The sequence below is a fragment of the Leptolyngbya iicbica LK genome (assembly GCF_004212215.1).
In the GTDB taxonomy this organism is placed as follows: domain Bacteria; phylum Cyanobacteriota; class Cyanobacteriia; order Phormidesmidales; family Phormidesmidaceae; genus Halomicronema; species Halomicronema iicbica.
Window position 1 is genome coordinate 140309 of record NZ_QVFV01000005.1, and the last position, 22560, is coordinate 162868.

The 22560-nt window shown below is 54.1% G+C and carries 19 protein-coding genes; 6 read left to right on the forward strand and 13 right to left on the reverse strand.

The window, feature by feature from the left end; genetic code table 11:
- Positions 1-22: 22 nt before the first annotated feature.
- The 4 genes from DYY88_RS24740 to cobS form a co-directional block, all read right to left on the reverse strand.
- The gene (locus tag DYY88_RS24740; protein ID WP_236146392.1) at positions 23-1597 is read right to left on the reverse strand and encodes an amino acid ABC transporter permease; all 1575 of its coding nucleotides are present in this window, start codon (positions 1595-1597) and stop codon (positions 23-25) included.
- A gap of 3 nt (positions 1598-1600) precedes the next feature.
- Entirely contained in the window at positions 1601-2779 is a 1179-nt protein-coding gene (locus DYY88_RS18120) for an amino acid ABC transporter permease (protein ID WP_039728974.1), read from the reverse strand.
- A 589-nt stretch (positions 2780-3368) separates the two neighbouring features.
- Positions 3369-4724, reverse strand: a complete 1356-nt coding sequence (locus DYY88_RS18125) for an efflux RND transporter periplasmic adaptor subunit (RefSeq protein WP_039728973.1) — start codon at positions 4722-4724, stop codon at positions 3369-3371.
- A gap of 100 nt (positions 4725-4824) precedes the next feature.
- Positions 4825-5634 carry an adenosylcobinamide-GDP ribazoletransferase gene (gene cobS / locus DYY88_RS18130; RefSeq protein WP_044151407.1) on the reverse strand — a complete coding sequence of 270 codons (810 nt, stop codon included), beginning with the start codon at positions 5632-5634 and terminating at the stop codon, positions 4825-4827.
- A 435-nt stretch (positions 5635-6069) separates the two neighbouring features.
- Here cobS and DYY88_RS18135 point away from each other — a divergent pair, with 435 nt between their 5' ends.
- The 5 genes from DYY88_RS18135 (at position 6070) to nth (ending at position 11177) form a co-directional block, all read left to right on the forward strand.
- Positions 6070-6522 carry a hypothetical protein gene (locus tag DYY88_RS18135; protein WP_039728971.1) on the forward strand — a complete coding sequence of 151 codons (453 nt, stop codon included), beginning with the start codon at positions 6070-6072 and terminating at the stop codon, positions 6520-6522.
- Between the two features lie 195 nt (positions 6523-6717).
- Positions 6718-7845 carry a tRNA guanosine(34) transglycosylase Tgt gene (tgt, locus tag DYY88_RS18140; RefSeq protein ID WP_039728968.1) on the forward strand — a complete coding sequence of 376 codons (1128 nt, stop codon included), beginning with the start codon at positions 6718-6720 and terminating at the stop codon, positions 7843-7845.
- Between the two features lie 119 nt (positions 7846-7964).
- Positions 7965-9248, forward strand: a complete 1284-nt coding sequence (gene serS, locus DYY88_RS18145) for a serine--tRNA ligase (RefSeq protein ID WP_039728966.1) — start codon at positions 7965-7967, stop codon at positions 9246-9248.
- A 142-nt stretch (positions 9249-9390) separates the two neighbouring features.
- Positions 9391-10482: an RIP metalloprotease RseP gene (rseP, locus tag DYY88_RS18150; protein ID WP_039728965.1), complete on the forward strand. Its 1092-nt coding sequence runs from the start codon at positions 9391-9393 to the stop codon at positions 10480-10482.
- Positions 10479-11177, forward strand: a complete 699-nt coding sequence (nth, locus tag DYY88_RS18155) for an endonuclease III (protein WP_039728964.1) — start codon at positions 10479-10481, stop codon at positions 11175-11177. Before rseP ends, nth begins: the two co-directional genes overlap by 4 nt.
- 1124 nt (positions 11178-12301) lie before the next feature.
- On the opposite strand, the gene DYY88_RS18160 is transcribed toward nth, so the two are convergent.
- The 9 genes from DYY88_RS18160 to nfi all read right to left on the reverse strand — a co-directional run bounded on the left by DYY88_RS18160 (position 12302) and on the right by nfi (position 20583).
- The gene (locus tag DYY88_RS18160; protein ID WP_039728962.1) at positions 12302-12715 is read right to left on the reverse strand and encodes a nuclear transport factor 2 family protein; all 414 of its coding nucleotides are present in this window, start codon (positions 12713-12715) and stop codon (positions 12302-12304) included.
- 99 nt (positions 12716-12814) lie between these two features.
- Positions 12815-13312 (reverse strand): orange carotenoid protein N-terminal domain-containing protein, encoded by a 498-nt coding sequence (locus DYY88_RS18165; protein ID WP_039728960.1) that lies wholly within the window; start codon positions 13310-13312, stop codon positions 12815-12817.
- 385 nt (positions 13313-13697) lie between these two features.
- The gene (locus DYY88_RS18170) at positions 13698-14054 is read right to left on the reverse strand and encodes a Spx/MgsR family RNA polymerase-binding regulatory protein (protein WP_039728958.1); all 357 of its coding nucleotides are present in this window, start codon (positions 14052-14054) and stop codon (positions 13698-13700) included.
- Between the two features lie 89 nt (positions 14055-14143).
- On the reverse strand, positions 14144-14635 hold the full coding sequence (locus tag DYY88_RS18175; protein ID WP_236146391.1) for an REP-associated tyrosine transposase: 492 nt from the start codon (positions 14633-14635) through the stop codon (positions 14144-14146).
- Between the two features lie 181 nt (positions 14636-14816).
- Positions 14817-16574, reverse strand: coding sequence for a tetratricopeptide repeat protein (locus DYY88_RS18180; protein ID WP_052288648.1), 1758 nt, complete (start codon positions 16572-16574; stop codon positions 14817-14819).
- A complete protein-coding gene (locus tag DYY88_RS18185) occupies positions 16562-17341 on the reverse strand; it encodes an ATP-binding protein (protein ID WP_044151406.1) in 780 nt (259 codons plus the stop codon). The genes DYY88_RS18180 and DYY88_RS18185 overlap by 13 nt, the downstream gene beginning before the upstream one ends.
- A 9-nt stretch (positions 17342-17350) precedes the next feature.
- The gene (locus DYY88_RS18190; RefSeq protein ID WP_039728955.1) at positions 17351-17674 is read right to left on the reverse strand and encodes a hypothetical protein; all 324 of its coding nucleotides are present in this window, start codon (positions 17672-17674) and stop codon (positions 17351-17353) included.
- Positions 17675-17860: 186 nt separating this feature from the next.
- A complete protein-coding gene (locus DYY88_RS18195) occupies positions 17861-19660 on the reverse strand; it encodes a hydantoinase B/oxoprolinase family protein (protein ID WP_044151405.1) in 1800 nt (599 codons plus the stop codon).
- A gap of 194 nt (positions 19661-19854) precedes the next feature.
- The gene (nfi, locus tag DYY88_RS18200; RefSeq protein WP_039728954.1) at positions 19855-20583 is read right to left on the reverse strand and encodes a deoxyribonuclease V; all 729 of its coding nucleotides are present in this window, start codon (positions 20581-20583) and stop codon (positions 19855-19857) included.
- 98 nt (positions 20584-20681) lie between these two features.
- Between nfi and DYY88_RS18205 the strand changes: the two genes are divergently transcribed.
- Entirely contained in the window at positions 20682-22529 is a 1848-nt protein-coding gene (locus tag DYY88_RS18205; RefSeq protein ID WP_052288647.1) for a lipase family protein, read from the forward strand.
- Positions 22530-22560 lie beyond the last annotated feature (31 nt).

Genomic DNA, 22560 nt, shown 5'->3' on the forward strand with positions numbered 1-22560 from the left:
GTCAACTGTTACACGAAGCCAGTTAGTGACCCGTGTTGAGTTTCTCTTCAATTTTGCGACTGCCGAGGGACATGGCGTAGCAAAAGAACCAGTAAATGATGCCGATAAACAAATACACCTCGGCATAACGGCCCAGATAACTCGGGTTCGCCAAAATCGAGCGGCTGATGCCCAAGAGTTCGGCCAAGCCGACGATCGCGAGTAGCGTCGTATCTTGGAACAAACTAATGAACTGACCGACAATGGCGGGAATCGCCGTTTTCAGCGCCTGGGGCAACACAATCAGACTCAAGGTGAGTGGGGTGTTCAAACCCAGAGAAGCCGCCGCTTCGCCTTGGCCACGGGGCACCGCCTGCAAACCGGCCCGCACATTTTCGGCCAGGTAAGCCGCACTAAAGATGGTCAGACCAATGATGGCTCGGAGTACGCGGTCGGGGCGCATCCCTTCGGGCAAAAACAGGGGAATCATCACCTGGCCCATGAACAAAATGGCAATCAACGGCACGCCGCGAATCAGTTCGATGTACGCGATCGACATCCATTTCACAACAGGCAGGCTACTGCGGCGACCCAGCGCCAAGATGACTCCCAGCGGGAAACAGAGGGAGATACCGCTGACCGCCATCAGCAAGGTGAGGACCAAGCCGCCCCAGTCGTTGGTGCTGACAGGTTCAAACGAGAAGCCAACAAACCCCAGAACTAACCGCAAAATCGCAAAGGTGATGATGAACCCGAGAGCGAAGACCCAAAAGGTGAGCTGATAACTACGGGGAATGATAAAGACCACCAGCCCCAGCAAACCGGCAGCCACCGCGATCGCCACCACCCACGCCACTGGAGGAATCAAATATTGAAACAGAATCCCCGGCAGTACGAACAGCAACGCGACGGCAGCCGCCGACGAGAGCACCGTGGCCACGATTTCGCCGCCTTTCTGACCTCGCTCATTAATAATGGGGACGAGCTTTGACGACAGCACCCAGCCGACGACTAAGCTCACCACCAGAGCAATGAGGCCCGCCAGCAACGTCTGACTAAAGGGGCCGCCGCCAATCAGCCAGATCGAGATGAAATAAGCGACAAACCAGAGGGACGAAATCCACGCGCCGATGCCTGAAACTCGCTGTCCCAAGCTGCGACCGGCCCAGGCCATCGCGGCAACAATCGCCACCATTAGCAACAACTTCGGACTACTCGGGCGCGTCGGCGGAAAAATCACAAATCCTGCCGCCACGACCCCAAAGCCAATCAAGACATTGCGGCTAAAGAGCTTGGGCAGATTGCGGGCCAAGACGCCCCAAGACAAGCCAGATAGGGCACACATCAAACCCAGCAAAATCCAGATGCGCCAATACTGGTCAGTCGGATATAAACCCGACATAAACAGACCGATATTGTTGGGAATGACGACCCACTGGGCCACTGTCACCGCCCATTTGAACATGCTGAACAGGCCATAGCCCAAAATCGAGACCACCACAATGGTCAAGATGCTGTTGAACCAGTCGCTAAATAAATTCTTCTTTAGCCACTCCCCAGCGCCCAGGCGTTTGACTTCAGGAGCGGTTGACATATTGTCAGGTGTCGTTGTGGTCATGGTTTAACGCTCCTTAAACTGCACAGTTTGGTTCAGCGTATTCATCCCCAAAGTGATCAAGAGGTTGATGATGAGATAAGTCGCCATCAAAATGACAAAGACCTCAATCGGTCGGCCCGTCTGGTTGAAGGTGGTATTCGCCACGGAATACAGCTCAGGATAGGCGACGGCAAAGGCCAGTGATGAGTTCTTCGCCAGGTTCATAAATTCGCTGTTGAGTGGGGGAATGATCACTCGCAACGCCTGGGGGAATACCACGAGTCGCATGGAAAGGCCAGAGGGCAAGCCGAGCGATCGCGCCGCTTCCCACTGGCCTTTCGATACCGACTGAATCCCGGCCCGTACAATTTCCGCAATAAACGCCCCGGTATAAAACACCAGCGCCGTCAGCGAGGCCACATATTCTCGCGAGAGGCGCAGGCCGCCAGTTGCGCCGCCGCCATCTAGCACCTCGGGTGGCGCCCAGCCCAAAGCAAAGAAGAAAATGCCTAAGCCCACCAAAGCCATGACGCCCAGAATGATGAGCTGCTGCTGACCCGAGTCGCCCTGCTCAACCATTTTCTTAATGCGCCACTGCCAAACAAAGGAGGCCGCGATCGCCAAAGCGATTAATACCAGCAGCCAGGCCCAAGCGCCACTAGCGCTCGGCCAAGGAATATAGATGCCTCGATTACTCGCGATGATCAGATTGCCGACATTAATTTGCGCGTCTGGGGTGGGCAATAAACCGTAAATTGCAAAGTACCAAAAGAATAATTGCAAGAGCAGCGGCACGTTACGAATCAGACCCACGTAGGCGCGGCTGATTTTATGCACGAGCCAATTTTGTGAAAAGCTCGCCACACCAGCGGCAATCCCTGCGGTGGTCGCCAATATGATGCCAATGATCACCAGGGTGATCGTGTTGACCACGCCCACCACTAACGCCTTACCGTAGGGATCATTGGGGCGATATTCAATCACACTTTCGCCAATGCTAAAACCAGCCGGACTGGATAAAAACCCAAATCCAAAACTTGATCCCTGCTGCGCCAAGTTGGCGTTGAGGTTGAACACGAAATACCCCAAGATTGCCGCCACGACGACCACGGTAATGACCTGAAAGGCCACTTTCCAGAAGCGATCGTCGCGTAGCAGTTGTCTCAGGCTGAATTTTTTCGACTCGCTAGCGTCGCTAACCATCTGTGCAAAATTTCCAGCAAATGAACAACGGGCTCCGTAGTTTGCCCGAGAATTTTTAGAACTCTATGACAAAACCCTCCTAAAGAAAAGTTGTATCTGTTACGGAGCGATACAAATGACCTTGCTGAAGGTGGCGTGGTTGAACTTGCTGACAGAACGGGATGCAGGGGCAAGGGGGATGCAGGGGCAGGGGGGCAAGAGAGTAAATGGGGACAGGACAAGATGATGGGCTGATGAGAGTTGCCTCAATCAAATCAGCGACAAGCGACAGCCCATGACGCTGCTGAGCCGCGTCAAACAATAAAAAAGAGGGGAATATCGCGAAGGCGCTAGGGGACAGGTCCCTGTCGGCTCAAATCAGAATTGCCTGGAATCTTCCAAGGGACCCGTTCCCTGATGGAGCGATTTTCAGGGCAAGATATCAAGCCAGGCTCGCCATAAAAATTGGCTAGCCCGCACACGTGACTGCACCAGCCATCTAGCCACATTGGCTGGCATCGCGCTAACCCTCGATACGCTTCTGCGATCGCCTGCCCCTCTTGCCCCCTTGCTCCCCTGCTCTTCCGACCTGTCTGTGCCCCTCAAACCATCAGGGCTCCTCTTCGGACGCTGCATCACGACCAAAGGTGAGATTTTCTAGCGTTTCCCCCGGGGGCAAATCGACGAAGACAAGATCGCCTTCTTCAAGCCCCTCCACTATCTGGATTTGGTTGCCAGCCTGAGTGCCCAGCGTCACCGGGCGAAAGCGGGGGCGATCGCGATCGCCGGGCACTAACACGCCCGCTTGTCCTTCTTGAGTTACCACCGCCACCGTCGGCACTACGAGGGCATTGGCGAGATCATCGCCGATAAATGCCACGGTCACATTCATGTTCGAGCGCAACAGATCCTGCCCGGTGGTCAGCTCAATGCGCACCTGAAAAAGCGTGACATTTTGCCGCTCGATCGCTTCGGGGGCAATCAGCCGCACGCCCCCCTCAAAGACCTGATCGGGATAGGCATCAGCAATGACTTCAACCGGTTGCCCCGGACGAATCTTGGCAATGTCAGCTTCTGGGATTTCGGCCACAATTTCGAGATCGCTGGCGATCGCCACAATCGCAGTCGAGGTCGCCGAAGTGGCATTTGAGGCCGAAGTCGTCGGCGTCACAAACGCCCCTTCATTGGCAAACTTTTGGGTGACAATGCCCGCAAAGGGTGCCCGAATTTGCGTATCGGCCAGCTGCACCTGCGCTGCCTGTAGCTGGGCTTGGGCTTGGACTAGTCGAGCTTCCGCTTGGGCGATCGCTTCGGGGCGCGGTTCGTTACGCACATCAGCCAAGCGTTCTTCACTCTCCCGGACCTGCGCCTGGGCGCGTTCAACGCTGGCTTCAGCACTCTGCACGGCTTGTTTGAAGCTATCCAACTCATTGGCCGAAATCGCCCCCTGGGCCGCCAGGGCTTGATTCCGCTGGAGCCGCGATCGCGCCAAATCTAGCTGGGCTTGCAAATCTTGTACGGTGGCCTCGGAGGCGACCACTGCCGCTTCGGCTTGCGCGATCGCCTCCGCGTCACTCCCTCGCCGCACATCGGCCAGACTGGCCTGCGCTTCTGCGACTGCCGCCTCGCGCTGGCGCACTACCGCCGCCACATCCTGGCTTTCCATCTGCGCGATCAACTGTCCTGCAATGACCGCATCCCCTTGCTCAACCAGCAATTGCTCTAAAATGCCAGACGTTTTGGGGCTAAGGTTTACTGTCTGCACAGGCTCCACCGTACCGCTGGCCGTAATGCGTACCGTGAGGGCCGTCGTTTCCGCCGAGACGGTCAGCGCCGCCAAGTCATAGCTGGCTTCTCGATTGCGAACCACAAAGGTAATCGCGCCTAAGGCCAGGGCGATCGCGGCCACACCGCCCGCCAGCCAAAGACCCGGGCGGCGCACTTTACCCACTAAGGGAAATTTCATGAACGAAATCGTCCTAACGCTTGCACCAAAACTGTTCTAACTATAGCGAGGGAACCTTGCCCTCAGGGCAAGCCAGCTGTGAAGGCCCCTCCTCACACCGTCACACCCAGCCTTGCAGTCCTACCATCACCCCCAACACCAATACCTCCGTCCACTCGACGATCGCGCCATAGGTATCGCCCGTGTGTCCCCCCAGTTGTCCTTGCAGCCAGGCTCCCATAGCCAGGGCGATCACGCCGCCGCAGAGCGTGACCTCCAGCAGCCATAACCCGATCTCGGGGGCGATCGCCCCCGCCAGGCCAGAGATTCCCAACAGCGCTACCAGCCCCCACAGCCAGTCTGTTGTCGGGTGAGCATGGATTTTATGCAGGGCTCCCTTGCCCGTTTCACGCAGGTAGGGATAACGAGCGATCGCCACCACCTGACCCCACCGCCCCCAACCGGCCGCTAGGGCAAACGCCACCCAGCGCCCAGTTTCTAAGTCCATTAAACAAACTGTTTTCAGCCCCAGCAGCACAATCGCGACCATGACGCCAAAGGCTCCCGCTCGGCTATCTGCCATCACGTCTAAGCGACGCGCGGGGTCCGGTACAGCTAACCCATCTGCCGTATCCATCGCCCCATCTAAATGCAGTCCGCCGGTCACCCAGAGCCACAACGCTACCAGCAGTGCGCACCGCGTTGCCAACGGCAGCGCCAGCGTGGCGAGCCCCCAGTCAATCGTGGCTAACCCCATGCCAATGCCGATCCCGACCCAGGGGGCAAACCGTGCAATGCCTTCAAATCGCATTAACCAGTGATGGGGTATAGGAATCTGAGTATAAAAAGTCACCGCCCCCAACAACTGCTGCCCCCATAGAAGGGGTTTGCTCGGCTCCCGATCATCCGACTGATCTCTTGAAACCGACATATCTTAGAGTCTCCAAATGTCTGCGATCGCAGCTAAAAAATGACGATTTCAAGTCTTAGCTACTAGATATAGCGTATGGCAATTGCCGACATGACTAGAGAAATTGATATGAGTATGAGTTCAACATGCTGCACCTGATCGAAAAGAGTCTTTACCTTCGGTAATTAATGTTCAGCGATCGCCCAATCCCGACGCTTTCTGGGTTATCTGACACACTTGTCACGATTTACCATGTAAAAGCTGAGGTCTTTGGCTGTCAATGCTTTGAGGATTTTGATTGAGTCTCTGACTCAGGCGATCGCCCACAAAAATTAGAAAACCGTCCCATTTCGGATTCCCATTCTGGAATGATCGACTATCGTGAATATAGTCTCTGGAAACGACCCAACTTTTTTGGTGTTTTTCAGGACCAAAGTTTGAATTTGTGATAGTCCAATGACCCACGATTCTGCTGGTTTGTCCAATGTGCCTGCACCATGTTTGGTTGATCAGGGCATTGTGGTTAATAAAACTGACATGCTGAGGCTGCTCAGTGATTTGGGGCAAGTGAACTACACAGATATGCACGAAGACGGTGTACTCAGCAGTGGCACCGGTTATGTGATGGACGTATTTGCTGAGCCAGGTGTTTCCACCCTGGTAGCCAATCAAAGCCTTTATCTCAACGTCTACAGCTTTGATTACATTCAGCTTGATAAGTTGCCTGACAATCAAACCTGTTTCAAGCTCTTCCAAGAAAGCCGTTGCTTACAGCTGGTGCCGCTCACTTCTCCCATCAAAGAGCAGGCCAAGCGTGACCTCGATGCCGCTGCGATCGAAGAAATCGTCGCTGAGGCCCTCTCCGCCACTTGGGATGCTTGCCTCGACGATGACGGGCCGCTAGCATAAGCTGCTTCTGCCTCGACAAATTAGCATTTTTGCGGGAAGTCCCGTCAAACTGCTTTACCCATTCATCCGCTTAAGCCAGAGAGGCGGTAAACTGCTGGCTGCCCTGCTCTCAGTTTTTGCCAAAGAAACTGCTGGGTAATGCCCATGCCATGAGCATTGGCATCCTGACCGCTCACCGCCCTGGAGTCCCGAACGTTGAAGCCTTTTGAATATCAAGTAGAAGCCACCTGCCAGTACACCGCCGCCCGCGCAGGCAAGTTTCAAACTCCCCACGGCATCGTCGAAACGCCTCGGTTTATGCCTGTGGGTACCCTCGCCAATGTGAAAACCGTTACCCCCGATCAGCTGCAGCACACCGGGGCACAAATGGTATTGGCTAACACATATCATCTGCACCTGCAACCGGGCGAAGCTTTAGTGGAGATGGCTGGCGGGGTGCATCAATTTATGGGCTGGCATGGCCCCATGCTCACCGATTCCGGTGGCTTTCAGGTCTTTAGCCTCAGCGACATTCGCACCATTTCGGAGGCCGGGGTCCAGTTCAAATCGCCCCGTGATGGTCGCATTATCAACATGACGCCGGAGGAATCCATTCGCATCCAAAATGCTCTGGGCGCGGACGTGATTATGGCCTTTGACGAGTGTCCCCCCTATCCCGCCAGTCGCGAAGCAGTAGCAGTGGCGACCGATCGCACCTATCGCTGGCTACAACGCTGTATTGCCGCCCATCAACGCCCCGACCAAGCCCTCTTTGGCATTGTGCAGGGGGGCGTTTACCCTGACCTACGGGCCCAGGCTGCCGCCGCCTTAAAGGAATTAGACTTGCCGGGCTACGCCATTGGCGGAGTCAGTGTAGGGGAACCCCCGGAACTGATCGAAAAAATTGTCCGCGCGACGACGCCCTTGTTGCCGCCCCACAAGCCCCGCTATCTCATGGGCGTCGGCACCCATCGGGAAATGGTGCAGGCGATCGCCGCTGGCATGGACTTATTCGACTGCGTGATTCCCACCCGGTTGGCCCGTCACGGCACCGCGATCGTGCAGGGCGAGCGGTGGAACTTAAAAAATGCCCGCTTCCGCCAAGACCTGACCCCGTTGGACGAAACCTGTGGCTGCTACACCTGTCGCACTTTCACCCGCGCCTACCTGTGCCATCTCATCCACGCCCACGAAATCCTCGCCCACACGTTGCTGTCGATTCACAACATCACTGCGTTGGTCAGCTTTACCCAACGGATTCGGGAGGCCATTTTGAGCGATCGCTTCGTAGAAGAATTTGGCCACTGGCTCTCCCCTGAGACCGCCCTTTCGGAACTGGCCTAAGCCGCCCAGGGTCAGGTTCTCCCAAACTCCCGCTGCATGTATCTTGGCAAAGGCGTGATACCCTGACATTCTTGTATTGGTATTGGGTACTGGGAACGCAGGAAAGGGGAAGCGATCGCGTGCTGGATTTGAAAACGATTCGCCAAAATTTTGACACGGTGCAGGCCACCCTCAACCGTCGCGGGGGCGGCTACGATCTGCAGACCGTAATCGATTTAGATCAGCAACAGCGCGAGATCGAAGGCACGCGATCGCAACTGCAAGCCCGCAGCAACGAAATCGGCAAAGCCGTCGGCCAAAAAATTCGCGAAGGCGCTGACCCCAAAGGCCCAGAAGTCGCTGCTCTGCGAGAAGAAGGCAACCAAGTCAAAGCCCAACTCGGAGAGCTAGAACCCCAAGAGCGGGAACTCAAAGCCCAAATTGAAGCCATCCTCCTCGGCATTCCCAACCTACCCAGCGACACCACCCCCGATGGCAAAGACGAGTCGGAAAATGTGGAAGTGCGCCGCTGGGGCGATGAATATTTGCCCAAAGACAGCGCCGCCCTCAAGCCCCACTGGGAAGTGGGCGAGGCGATGGGCATTTTGAATTTTGAGCGATCGGCCAAAATTGCCCAAAGTCGGTTTGTGGCACTGATGGGCGTCGGGGCCGCGCTAGAGCGTGCCCTCATTACCTACATGCTCGATCGCCACACCCAACATGGCTATACCGAAGTCATCCCCCCCTACCTGGTCAACACCGCATCGCTCACCGCCTCAGGCCAACTCCCCAAATTTGCGGAAGAGAGTTTTCAGTGCAAAAACGACGATCTCTGGCTCTCTCCCACAGCAGAAGTCCCTGTCACCAATTTGCACCGCGACGAAATTTTAACCGCTGAAGATCTGCCCTTTCACTACTGCTCTTTCACCCCCTGCTTTCGCCGCGAGGCGGGCAGCTACGGACGGGACACTCGGGGACTCATCCGCCTGCACCAGTTCAACAAGGTCGAGATGTACAAGTTTGTGCGTCCCGAAACCTCCGAGGACGAACACCAGGCATTGGTCAAAGACGCCGAAGCCATTCTCCAAGGGTTGAAATTGCCCTATCGCGTGATCGAATTATGTACTGGCGACCTCGGCTTCTCGGCCAACAAAACCTATGACCTGGAAGTCTGGCTGCCCTCCTCAAGCACCTATCGCGAAATTTCCAGTTGCTCGAACTGTGGCGACTATCAAGCCCGGCGGGCCAACATCCGCTTTAAGGAATCCGGCAAGAAAGGCACGCAGTTTGTCCACACGTTGAACGGCTCCGGTCTCGCGATCGGGCGCACCATGGCCGCCATTTTGGAAAACTACCAACAGCCCGATGGCTCGGTGAAAGTGCCAGAAGTCCTACAGCCCTATATGGGCCGGGAATGGCTATAGGTTCGTGAGCAACTTCGAGTTGTGCCGCTTGGGATGGCCCCACGATAGGTAGATTCGCAATCTCCGAAACAAGTTTTCCGGTGATAAATGGTCCAGGCAGATAGAATAGGGAAACGTATTTGTTGCGACACTTAAGAAATCTATGTCCGTTTTGGCCGCGATCGGCGTCATCGCTCTGCTGGTATTTGTTCACGAATCTGGGCACTTCCTAGCCGCCCGACTGCAAGGCATTCACGTTAACCGCTTTTCCATCGGCTTTGGTCCCATTTTGTGGAAGTACCAAGGGCCAGAAACTGAATATGCCGTGCGGGCCATACCGTTAGGAGGCTTTGTCGGTTTCCCTGACGACGATCCGGATAGCGAGATTCCTCCTCAAGACCCCAATCTGCTGAAAAATCGGCCTATTTTGGATCGGGCGATTGTTATCAGCGCCGGTGTAATCGCCAACTTAGTGTTTGCTTATCTCGTATTTGTCGTCCAATTCGCATCAGTCGGCATTCCCCAGTCTTTTACCCCCGAACCTGGGATTCTGATTCCGCAGGTCGTGTCTGAATCCTCGCCTGCAGCCCAAGCAGGCATTGAATCAGGGGACGTGATTTTGTCCGCCAACGGCACCGACTATGGCACCGATGAAAGCGCTGTCAAATTGTTTGTTGATTTGATTCAAACCAATCCCAATCAGTCCATCGATTTAACCATTGAGCGTGATGGCCAGATTCTGGATCTCACCGTCACGCCAGAGTTAAGTCCTGACAACACCGCTGTCATTGGTGTGCAGTTACAACGCAACGGTGAGTTCGAGTATCGTCGTGCCAATAATGTGTTCGAAGTTTTCACCCTAGCGGCGAGAGAGTTTCAAGACATGCTCTTGCAGACGGTGCAGGGCTTTGCCATGCTCATCACCAATTTCTCGCAAATGGCTGGGCAAGTGGCAGGGCCAGTCAAAATTGTGGAGCAGGGAGCAGGCTTAGCGGCTTCCAATGCGGCGACGCTATTTCCGTTTACTGCCATCATCAGCATCAACTTGGCAATTATCAATATTCTGCCGTTACCCGCACTCGACGGCGGGCAACTCGCTTTTCTGTTGGTAGAAGCTTTGCGTGGTAAACCCTTACCCGATCGCGTTCAAGAAAACGTGATGCAGACTGGCTTAGTCTTACTGCTGGGTTTGGGCGTCTTCCTCATTGTGCGTGACACCTCACAGTTGGCAATTTTTCAGGAATTGCTCCAGTGAGTTCCCGCCGAAAACTGTTGCCGAAGAAAAAGCGTGCTCTTGAAGCCTTGTCTCGGCTCAAACAGCTGTATCCAGACGCGACCTGTTCGCTTACCTATGAGACGCCTGTCCAGCTCCTAATTGCGACGATCTTGTCAGCGCAATGTACAGATGAGCGGGTCAACATGGTGACGCCGGCTTTGTTCGATCGGTTTCCCGATGCCCATGCCATGGCGGAAGCGGACTTGGCCGAGATTGAGCAATTGGTCAAATCGACAGGTTTTTACCGCAACAAGGCGAAAAACATTCAAAATGCCTGCCGCAAGATCGTCACTGATTTTGGCGGCGAAGTCCCCCAAACGATGGAAGAGTTGACGAGTCTACCCGGAGCAGCCCGTAAGACGGCCAATGTCGTTTTGGCTCATGCTTTTGGCATCAACGCCGGGGTCACAGTTGATACCCATGTGAAGCGTCTGAGCCGCTTGATGGGATTCACCAAGCACACCGACCCCAAAAAAATCGAGCAGGACTTGATGAAGTTGATTCCCCAAGTCGATTGGGAAAATTGGTCGATTCGGCTGATTTATCACGGTCGAGCTGTTTGCAATGCTCGCAAGCCGGACTGCGATCGCTGCCAACTGGCTGATTTATGCGCTTCCGCCAAACTCACTCCAGTTCCGAATGATGCGGAACCATCAACCACATCAGCTCGCTGAAGACGACATAGGCAGTCGTTCTTAGGAGATTCTCTGAAAAAGAAATTACCCGAAATAAGGTGCGGTGTAGGTTGCCGTTGACGTCAGGAAACCCAACAGCATCAAGGATTCAAGCATGTTGGGTCTCGTGCCTCGACACCAACCTACGATGGGAAATTTGTTTCTAGAGAACCCCTTAACCCATGTCAGGTAACCAGCATCCTGGCAAGAAATTCACCCATTGTGTGCCGACGGAGTCGTCAGTAATTCTGGTTGAGTTCGTTGACCATAGCGGCCAACCAATGTTCAAAGGGCTACAGTCGGCGCGTCATTCCCCGGGTATAGCGTTGCGCAGATCGCTCCGTTCATCTCTTCGGCAGAAAAATGAGGGGCTTAGGAAGCTGGCAGATAAAGTCCATCGTCTTGTCGCGCAGGCATCTTGCCTGTGTCGGGACAGCCGAGACGGCTGCCCACACTGAGATTGAATGACCAGCTTTAACTCTCGACACCTGACTGCGGATTGTCATAGAGGAGGAGATAGCGAAACGTGACTTCGATCACATCTTTCCCGTAACACAATCACATTGGGGGTTTGTTCGCGTCACGGGAAAGAGTCTCGCAACTAAATATGATTTGAATACATAAATCTCTTTGATTTTGGCTTGAAAGATGGCTAATCCCTGTTGCCGACCACTAAAGCAGAACCCGTTTAATTCGTACCGTGATCCCGCTACTGGTAAATGGATTGTGGTAAAGCCTCGGGCCTAGAAAATCAAGACGATCGCTTAACTGATGAAGAGCGATCGCCGGCTAAATCTGCTTGATTTTCGTAAGGCCATGCACGTTACCAGGGCGCATCATCCATCAACTTCAGAAACTTATTAAGGCGAAGAGTGGCCGCATACTCCTATCTATTGCAACAGCCGCGATCAGTCGGTCATGAATTTTGAAGGTGGCACCAATAATAATGCCAGTCACTAGTAGCTACTAGTGACTGGCATTAGACGAATTAATACAGTAAGGAATTAGGATTTTATAAAATCCAAGTTTTGTCGGGCCAGGCATCTTGCCTGCGCTTGAACAGCCGAGACGGCTGTTCACACTTAATCAAATTCCCATTCCTAAGTATTCCGTCTACTTGATCTTCAAGAGCGTAAAGTGAGTAACTCTTGCATCGAGGCGAGCAGTTTTACCCGAACAAAGTAAATTTGCTCATTTTCGTTGATCTCAAAAATCCAGGCTACGTTGACCTTAAAAACTATCGCCTTCACTCGACCTTTGACGACAACCCGACGGCAGCCCGCGTCTAATTTCTCGACTTCGAGGGATTCTGGATAGGCTTGCATCCCTTCGGCTTCGGCTTTGAGATAGCGAGCGATCGCGGCATTACCGACAATCGGTGACTCAAAGGGCGGATTCAACGTGCCATCAGCGGCAAACAGGGCTGCCGTCGCGTCAAAATCGCCCGCGTTGAAGCTAGTAAAGTAGCGCTCAACCAACGGCTCAGCCTGCAAAGCGCTGACTTGAGTTGAGTTGGAATGGGTTTGGGTAAGGGTCATAAAAGGTTGTGGCAAGTTTACAATCACGATGAGCCGCCATGGTTGGCTGTGCAAGATACCCGAGGGCAGCGCCTGTCAGCCAACCATGGCAAAGTCTATTTACGCTAGAGGATCAACACCCATAGCGACAACGGCTTGGCGCATCACAGTAATCTGCTGACCAAATTCCAGTCGGGAGATATCGTCAAAAACCCGCAACGCAGCATTCGACAGCTGGTAATAATCAGGCACTGGAATGACGACGCCGTCTTCCATCAGAACCGCAAGTTGATACCAAAACGCTAGTTTGGTGTTGTTGGTCAACACTCCGTAAGCGCGGGTTTCAGGAGTGTTGTTATTTTCGACCAAGTCGCGCATGAACTGCAATTGCAGAGGATGAGACATGCCCTGCACCTGCTCAAGCAGACCAGCGGCAAACTGCAAGCGTGCTGCCCCAGGAGCGGCAGGCGTAATGGAGCGGCCCATGTTTTTGTAAAGCGTCCACAACAGCCCAAGCTGGTCATCTGTGGTCAACTGCTGAATCGCTTTGGTCGTGGCCTCGACAGCGTTAAATGAAGTGGTCTGGTTGTTTAAAGTCTTCACGGTTGCGTAGGTCATTCAGACCTCCTTATATAGTCTTTGCGTCTTGCTACATAAAGAAATGTAACAAATAAAAACATTTTTTACATGTGTCTTCCATAGAAAAGCGTTATATGCATCCAAGGCGATCTCTATGCGATCGCTCCAGCAGATTGACTGCTTGCAATGGATGTTTTGAGGAGTGTGGGTTTCCGACTTACAGGTGATTTTGCGGTAGCGGCTTTGTTTTTATCTTGAAGAAAGAATTCCGCAAACCCATGACAGGATTAACTATGCCAGCCACGATTCCCACGCTACTGACCCTCGCCATCTTTGCCTGGTCGATCTTTATTGTGTTGGGGCAATTGGGCGGTTAGCGACGTCGCCCAAATATCTTTTGGGCGACGGAGACTCTCCAAAGCGATTATCCGTTCAGGGTTGCCTGCAAGACATCTTCCTTGGCGCGAAAGCCTACCAACACAGCCTGGCCATCCTTTACAAACAGGGGGCGCTTCAGCAGCATGGCATTCTCGGCAAAGGCGGCGACCCATTGCTCGTCGCTCCAGGTCTTTTTCTCTTCGCCAATGGCCCGGTAGGCCTGACCGGAGGTGTTCCGCATGGGTTTAGACCCCAGCGTTGCTACCCAGTCGGCAATCATGTCGCGGGTCGGAGGGGCTGTTTTGGTGTCGATGAATTCGTAGCTGACGCCGTTCGATGCCAGCCAGCTAAAGGCTTTTTTGCATGTGCCGCAGTTGGGAATACCGTAAACCTGAAGTGCCATAGCGGTGTAAAACAGTGACCTGAAAAGTGTTTTGCCGCTAGCAGCGTAGCAGACAAAGCTAGCTCATCGTCAAGCGATCGACAGCGCGATTAACCCTGCCCATATCGATGCACACTCGAAAATGCCCAATCAGTAGGCCGCTGAACCAGCCCATGTTTGACCGGATTTTGGTGGATGTACGCCACATGATTGGTGAAATCCCGTTCATCCCGCAGGCAATGCTCCATATACCGCCGCTGCCATAAATTGCCTTCCCGCCGCAAGTGGCCTGAACGCCCTTTCTCCAGCGGTAAGGCTAATTCTTGTCCGGCTGTCTTGGTTACCATCAGCTTGATCAGCCGCCAGCGCTGAGGAAAATCGGTATCCCCCTCCGGCAACGTCCAAATGCAGTGAAAGTGGTCGGGCAGCAGCACAAACGCATCAATCGTGAAGGGATGCTTACGCCGCACGGCGATGATGGCGGCGCGGAGGGCGTGTCGGCCAATGTCGGTGCACAGCCAGGGATAGCGCTGGTAGGTAACATGGGTGAAGAAGTAGCTGCCACCAGGGCGGTAAAGACGGCGGTAATTGGGCATACGCATGGACGCAGTGGTTGTTACCAGAGTGCCCAATCAGCCCGTAGGGTGCATCCGCGCAGCGATGCACCAAAGAAATCTCATAGGCCTCAAGCATTTTCGAGTGATATGGCGGTCATCAGATCCAATGCGGTGCATTAGCTGCGCTGAATGCACCCTACGGAAGCGGCCCTTTTAGCCAAGTTCATCACGTCTTCTGTTGCTTCTGCTTTGTGATTTTCTTCTTCAAACGCGCTAGCTCACCTGACCAGACACGGACGACTGGGTGTTTAGCGCCTAGCTCTCGTTTGATAATAGAAATGGCGTCTTCGTAGGCGGAGGCGGCATCATCAAATCGCTGCGTCTTTTCGTAGAGTTTTCCAAGAGTATGAATACGCCTTGCAAAGCTTTGTTCTTGGGTCTCTCGGCGTTGAAGTTTGACTTTTCGCCAGCGTTCAAGAAATGAGATGGCTTCTTCGTATCTTTCGCAATCGTGATAGAGCGATGCTAAATTATTGAGGATGGTTGCAGTGTCAGGGTGGTTTTCGCCCAGTTGCTCCTCATGAATCTTGAGTGCCCGCTGATAAAGCGGCTCAGCCTCCTCATATCGGCCCCTATCCTGATAAAGCGATGCCAAATTATTGAGGGTGTTTGCAGTATCAGGATGATTCTCGCCCAGTTGCTCTTCTCGAATCTTGAGCGCACGCCGATAAAGCGGCTCAACCTCCTCATATCGACCCATCGCTTTATAAAGCAATGCCAAATTATTGAGGCTGGTTGCAGTATCCGGGTGATTTTTGCCTAGTCGCTCCTCGCAAATCTTGAGATCTCGTTGTTGAAGCGGCTCAGCCTCCTCATATCGACCCATTGCCTTATAAAGCGATGCCAAATTATTGAGGCTGATTGCAGTATCCGGGTGATTTTCGCCTAGTCGCTCTTCGTGAATCTTGAGCGCACGCTGATGAAGCTGCTCAGCCTCCTCATATCGGCCCCTATCCTTATAAAGCGATGCCAAATTATTGAGGCTGGTTGCAGTATCCGGGTGATTTTCGCCTAGTTGCTCTTCGCGAATCTTGAGTGCACGCTGATGAAGCGGCTCAGCCTCCTCATATCGACCCATTGCCCAATAAAGCGATGCCAAATTATTTAGGCTAGATGCAGTATCCAGATGGTTTTCACCCAGTTGCTCTTGACTAACTTTGAGGGCTTGTTTGCAGATTGGGATGGCGGCCTGAGCATCACCTTGGTCTTGCTTGATGCTGCTCAGATCACGCAATAAGCTCGTTAGATAGCGCCAATCTTTAAACGCTATAGATTGAAAATACTCTTGAGCTTGTTTCAAGAGCTGTTCAGCATCTTGATAATTTGCCTCTCGGCTTTTGCTCAAACCTCTTAAGTGTCTTAGAAAGCCAAGCCCGAAGGAGACTAAGCGACCCGCAGCCTCATGTTCTGAACACACCTGAATCGCAAACTGAATCCGATCAGTCTGGTAATACGTCCACCAATCAATTGCTCGATCTAACAGTCGTCCTCGCTGATTCTCCTCTTCGCCCAGAATCTCGTGATAGCAAAACTCGACATCTTCCTCTGGCGAGGTCTTTTTATCGAAAAAGTAATTAGCGGCAAGCTCTGAAAGCGATAGAAACTCAGTTCGATTCTGCTGCCAGAGTTGGCTCAGCAATACCTCTCGCGTCAGTTCATGAATGTTGTGTCCATGTCCAGGGAACTCTTCCACAAACGTGAGTGCCTGCAAGCTTTCATAAAGTGTTTCTGCCTCATCAGCCAGTTCTGGTCGTAGCGCTGCCAACACTTGTGCATCAAAGAAGTGAGGAATTGCCGCAGCCCAAAGCATCGAGACCAAGGCTTCAGGCATCTGGCTCATTTGTAGTTCCAGCAAGATCCACTGCCGTCCGGTTTCCGTCTCGGCTTGCTGAACTCTTTCCAGTAGCTCTTCTATGCTGACCAACTTTTTATCGCTACCGACAACATTTGATGGACATTTGCTGGGTGACCTTTACATCCCAACGCAATCGCCTTAATGGCCTCTTCGGGTAATGCCGAATCCGGCAAATCTGAACAAAAGTCGCACCAAGCCTTCACCTCAATGATGGGAGTGAGCGGAATGTGTTCACAATCATCACCCCACACCGAATTATTGGGGTCGGGGATATCTTGCCCCGCAATAACGGTCGCAACATTATGTAGCTGTCGGCTAACGGCACGTAACCATTTACTCTCAATCCAGTCTCTTAAAGACTCGCTGGCTTCTTGATAGGTATCGAGGGTAACGACCAGCCGAGAGTCAAAGGATGCCAAATCCTGGAAAAAAGCTTGTTGGAGTTCTGCCAAGCGGTACTGTTGAGTGGCTAGGTCGATACTGGAGTTGATCGCGATGTTGATTGCATCCCTGGCAGCAATGTCGTTTTCAGAAAAATCAACACCGCCCTGGACAAACAGTTTGACTTTGCCTGAAAAGGTTTGAAAACGTTCGCGCCCTAAATCGACGACAACTTCCGACAAAAACGAGGCAATGCTATCGACGCCCTTACAGTCAAATGGAACATAGGCAACCGTTTCAGGACACTGCTGTCTGAATCGGTTGAGGAGAGAGGTTTTTCCCATTCCCGATTTTCCTTCGACAAGCATGATGGAGCAGTCATGCTGTCCACCTGCCATTTTTAGGAAAAGCTCAAGTTCTTTGGTGCGGTTCGCTAAGTTACGCAGTTTTGGCATCGATCGGCGTTACTGATTTTCCTCATCGTTGGCGTCAGTTGCCGCCTCGTCATAGCCTAGTTCTACTTTCTGCTTCCCGTCCACGTCATTCTCAGAAAATTCACTGTTCCGCATCCGATACTCACCTTCACCACGCAGCTTATTGCCCTTGAAAACGACGCTAACCGGCTTATCGTCTGGAGGACTCTCGGGCGTTTTCGCCTTCACGTTCATTTTGGCTTCTTGCCCACTGAGCGAGAGCCCCAACTCTAAAATCCGGTCTCTCAACAGGTACACAACCCAAATGACGACGATCGCAAGCACAATTACGATAACGACAGCTGCTGCATCCATGTATAGATTTCATCCCGAGGAAAATCTTTCCACGCCAATTATGTCGACTCAGACGACAGAGCGGCAACTAAATTGAGAAATCTACTGGAGTCACCCGACCTCTTTGATATGGCAATCTGCCCTAAACCAGTCTCCGGATCTTCGCTGCTGCCAGCATAAGTTGCTCTCGAAAATCACCTAGAGGTACTATCCGGCCATCGTCTGGCGTAAATCAGCGGTAGCTAGTGCATCAATCTTCAGACTCACCGGATCAATCACTACGCCATAATCGCGCTTTGCCGACTCGATGCTGACAAACTCATCCAGCACATCCTCCAGCACCAGGGCCGGATCGCGCTCCAGCGGGTTGCCATAGCCGCCGCCGCAGGGGCTCACCGTGCGCAGGGTATCGCCCAGCTTGGTCTTACGGCAGGGAAACTTTGAGGGCAGATCCTCCATCGTCTCCTCATGGGGATTGAACACCTGCACCGCCCCCGGCGTGCCGTCCTTGCCCTCAAAGATACCCCAGGGGGCGTACTTGTTGCCTTCCCCCTCCAGCGACATCTGCCCCGGCGCGAGGAACTGAATATCGCGGATGGAGCCGAGACCGCCGCGATACTTGCCCGCCCCGCTGGCATCTTCAATCAGTTCGTAGCGGGTGACCCGCAGGGGCAGATGCGCCTCAATATCTTCGATGGGGTTGTTGCGGGTATTGGCGTAGAGGGTATCGACGCCATCCATGCCGTCTTTGCCGTAGCGCCCACCGTAGCTGCCCTCGGTGATGTCCATATACACCCAGTAGTCCTCATCCAGCGCGCCGCTGTAGGAGGTGACTTTGATGTTGCCGATGCCGCCGCTGACGTTTCGAGGGGCAACTTGGGCCAGCGCTTTCATCAGCGTGTCCGCCACAATGTTGCCGGGGCAGCAGCGGGCAATGACCGGCGCGGGATAAATGGGATTCGCCAAACAGCCCTTGGGGGCAACGATGTGGACAGGACGAGTGAGGCCGGAGTTTTGCGGCACGTATTCCATCAGAGCGGTGTCGAGCAGCACCGATCTCAGCGTCACAAAAATCGCAATATCCACCGTGCCGACGAAGGGCATATTGATGGGGCGATCGTCCACCTGGGGTGCGGTGCCCGTCAGGTCGATGGTCATGTCGCTGCCGTCGATGGTGACGGTGACAGCAATTTTGAGGTCTTTTTTACCGGGGTCGGGATCGTCCAAAAAGCCGTCGATGAAGCCTTCGGCATAGTACTCACCATCAGGCAAGCGCTCGATCGCCTGCCGCATCATCCGCTCAGAGTAGGCCATCAACTCGCCGCTAGCGGCCAGCACCGTATCCAGGCCGTACTGCTCCACCAGTTCTAAAAAGCGCTGTTCACCCACGCGACAGGCGGCGACTTGGGCTTCAATATCGCCGACAACAACGTTGGCACTGCGAATGTTTTGCCGCAGGATGCGCCACACCTGGCGGTTTTGCACGCCTTTTTCGTATAGCTTCACCGCTTTAAATTGCAGCCCCTCGGCAAAGGCATCCACCGCATCCACAATGCCGCAGCTACCGGGTGAGGAGGAGCCAATATCCAAATGGTGAGCGGTGGTGAAGGAATAGCCGATCAGTTCCTCGTCCTTAAAAATGGGAATGCCGATGCCGATGTCGGGACCGTGGGAGGCCCCGTAATAAGGATGGTTGTGGAGAATCACGTCACCGGGATAAAACTCTTCGCCCTCTTCGGCCATAGCCTTGAGGACGCCGCGCATGTAGCCGGGAATGGGGCCAAGCTGCAGGGGGGTGCTGTAGGCGCATTCCGCCAATTGCTGACAGTCGGCATCCAAAATTGCCGCGCCAAAGTCTTCCGATTCGCGAATGATGCTGGAGTAAGACATGCGCGCCAGCTTGTGGCCCATTTCCAGGGCGATGCCGTTGAGGGCACCGGCGACCACCTGAGCGGTGACGGGATCAATTTTGGGCAATTGGCGAGGCTGAGGTAAGGAGACCGTCATGGCAAGTTCGATGAGGGAAACGTTCTCTGTTTATAGAGGGCGGCGGGGCCCCGAGTCGTAACCTGCACTACGAGAGGGACAACTATTTACCCACATTCGCGTCATGGGTGGAGTCGTCATCGAGCCGTTAACGATGACGGCAACTGGCGTGTCCCCAGGGGCTCTATGTGGAAGAGAGGTGTCCCGCAGATCAGCTATAGCAGCGACATTTGTTCAGTGTCGTCGTCTTCACAGCTGGACTTGAGCGGCGGCAATTGGCCTCGGTTAGAGGCGAGGCGATCGGCCAGGCGAGTGGTTTCCGGCAGGCGATATTTGGGAGTGCATTGCCGCACATAGTCCAGCGCTGTCGGCAAGGTGATGCGGTGTCCGGCGGACACGTACAACGGCTTGGTGTTGGTGCGGCTGCGGTAGACGGCTCCGATGGTTTCGTCGCGATCGCGCAGGGGTACCCACGCTCCTTTCTCGCTGGGCACTGCCTCATGGGTGCCGATCAACCGCGATTTCGCCACCCCAATGGTGGGACAATCGACCGTCACCCCTAGATGACAGGCAATACCAAAACGACGGGGATGGGCGATGCCTGCACCGTCGCAGAGAATCAGATCCGGAGTAAGTTTCAGCTCCGCGAGGGCCGCCAACAGGGTGGGCAGTTCCCGAAAGGAGAGCAGGCTCGGCACGTAGGGAAAGGTAGTGGGACGTTTGGCCAGTGCGGTTTCCACCAGTTGCAGGCTGGGAAATTCCAGCACGACCACAGCGGCGCGGGTGACTTCACCGTTTTCCTCAAAGCCGACATCGACCCCAGCCACGAGTTTGGGAGGCGATCGCACCTCATCTTGCAGGCGCACTTGCGATCGCAATTCATTTTGCCGAGAGATCGCTGCTGCGGCATCCGTCGGCCAGGTGGTCGGGGCCTCAAACTTCATCGGGTTTACGGTTATCAACAAAGGGTTAAGGGTCGCATGCTAGCGGGAATTTTTTCGATAGCATTAGGCATCTATCATTTCACCACGCTGACAGGGTTATGGGTATTAAGCGGGCATCTTGCATCGGGTTGGGCGCTTTGGGGCTGGTTTTGGCCGGGTCGGGAATCACGCGAGCGCTGGCGGCAGTGGTGACCAACGTCGCCGGCCAAAGCAGCCGACTCACGCCAGAAGTGGTGCTCCAGTCGCAACTGGGAGCGCAGTGGCTGGCGGCCTTTGCGCTATTGATGGGAGCGATCGCGGCAGTGGCCGGGGTCGATCGCTACATCAAAAATCAGCGGTGGGAGCGGCGCGATCTGGCTCGGCGCATGTTTGAGGAATTTGCCCGCCGCGAAGCCGTGCGAAACGTGGCAGATATTCTGGATTTTGAAGAATATCGCGTATTTGAAGTGCGCCTGCCGACGGATGGGCAGGTGGTGCGCTTTGAGGCCACCGATGAACGCTTGAAGCGAGCACTGCGATCGCACGACCAGATGGTCAAAACCCGGCAGGGCTTGAATATGCTGGGCCAGATGAATCGTCAGCAGCCAGACAAAATGGACGAAAACACCGTCCGCGTATTGCAGCAATATCGGGACGAAGAATTCGTCATTGAACTCACGATTCGCAACTGGTTTGACGAGTTTCTCAGTGCCTTTGAAGCTTGCGAAAACGCGATCAAGTCGGGGCTAGTCACCGCAGAGGATTTGGAACCTTACATCATCTATTGGGTACGAGTGATTAGCGATCGCAGCTGTCGCCGCGAAGGGGGCTCCGCCTTTTACGATCAGCTTTTTCACTACATCTATTGGGCCGGTTACGAGGGAGTGCAGGACCTATTTGAGCGCTATGGCTACAAAATTCTGCCACCGCCCTACAGCACTCACGACTTCAGCAATATTGAGCGTGACAACGCGGTGATCAATGCCTTTCGGGCCTTATGCATGGCCAAAGCGGCGCACCTGGTGTACGAAGATCCGGGCTATGTGGCCGACATTGTACGGCTGTGGTTGAGCCGAGATAACGACCTCCAATGGATGGAACAAACCCCCGCCGATTATGTGGTTGACGTCATCAAGCGGTGGCTGCGAGAAGGCGAAACCGACAACAAAGGCGTGAATTTGCAGAACCACTACCACTATTTTGTGAATCGCCTTACCGATACCCAAGCATTCATCTTTCGCAAAGATCAGCACATTGTGTTGGTGTTTCGCGGCAGTCAACAAGCCGCTGACTGGAGCACCAATTTCAAGTTTCGGATGAAGCAGTTTGCCTTTACCCACACCGCGCAAGAAGCCGTGCCGCCCCAGGGTGAGGTGCATCGGGGGTTTCACGACGCCTGGCAAAGTGTCGAACATGAAGTGCTCGTGCAGCTTAAACGGTGGTGGACGCCGGAAAGCCAACTCTGGGTGACCGGACACAGTCTGGGCGGTGCCCTGGCCGCCCTGGCCGCCACCTCGCTGGAATATCAGGGGTTCAAAGTATCGGGCTTGTATACCTTTGGGCAGCCGCGAGTGGGCGACTGGGCCTTTACCCGCGAGGTGAATAGCCGCATGGGCGATCGCATGTTCCGCTATGTCAACAACAACGACATCGTGCCGCTGATTCCTCCCCAGATAAATCCACTCAACCCGGGACGGCTGTATGGTCACATGGGGCAGTTCCGCTACTTTGGCTTTCGCGGCAATCTTCACGAAAGCTCTTACATCAGCCAACGCTGGGGCGATCGCCTGTTGGGCTTTTTGGCGGGGATCAAACAACCCGGCCCAGACGTCGTGGCGGATCACATGATGGAATTTTACGTGCGCTATTTGCAGCGCGAACTCGACAAGCAAAAAGACCAGCTCAAAGCTGAAAAAGAAGATGCCCTAGAGGCGCAAGAAATCCGCGAAATGGAAAAAGCTCGCTAGGGTGAACAGAGAACCGCCAACTGTAGTGATC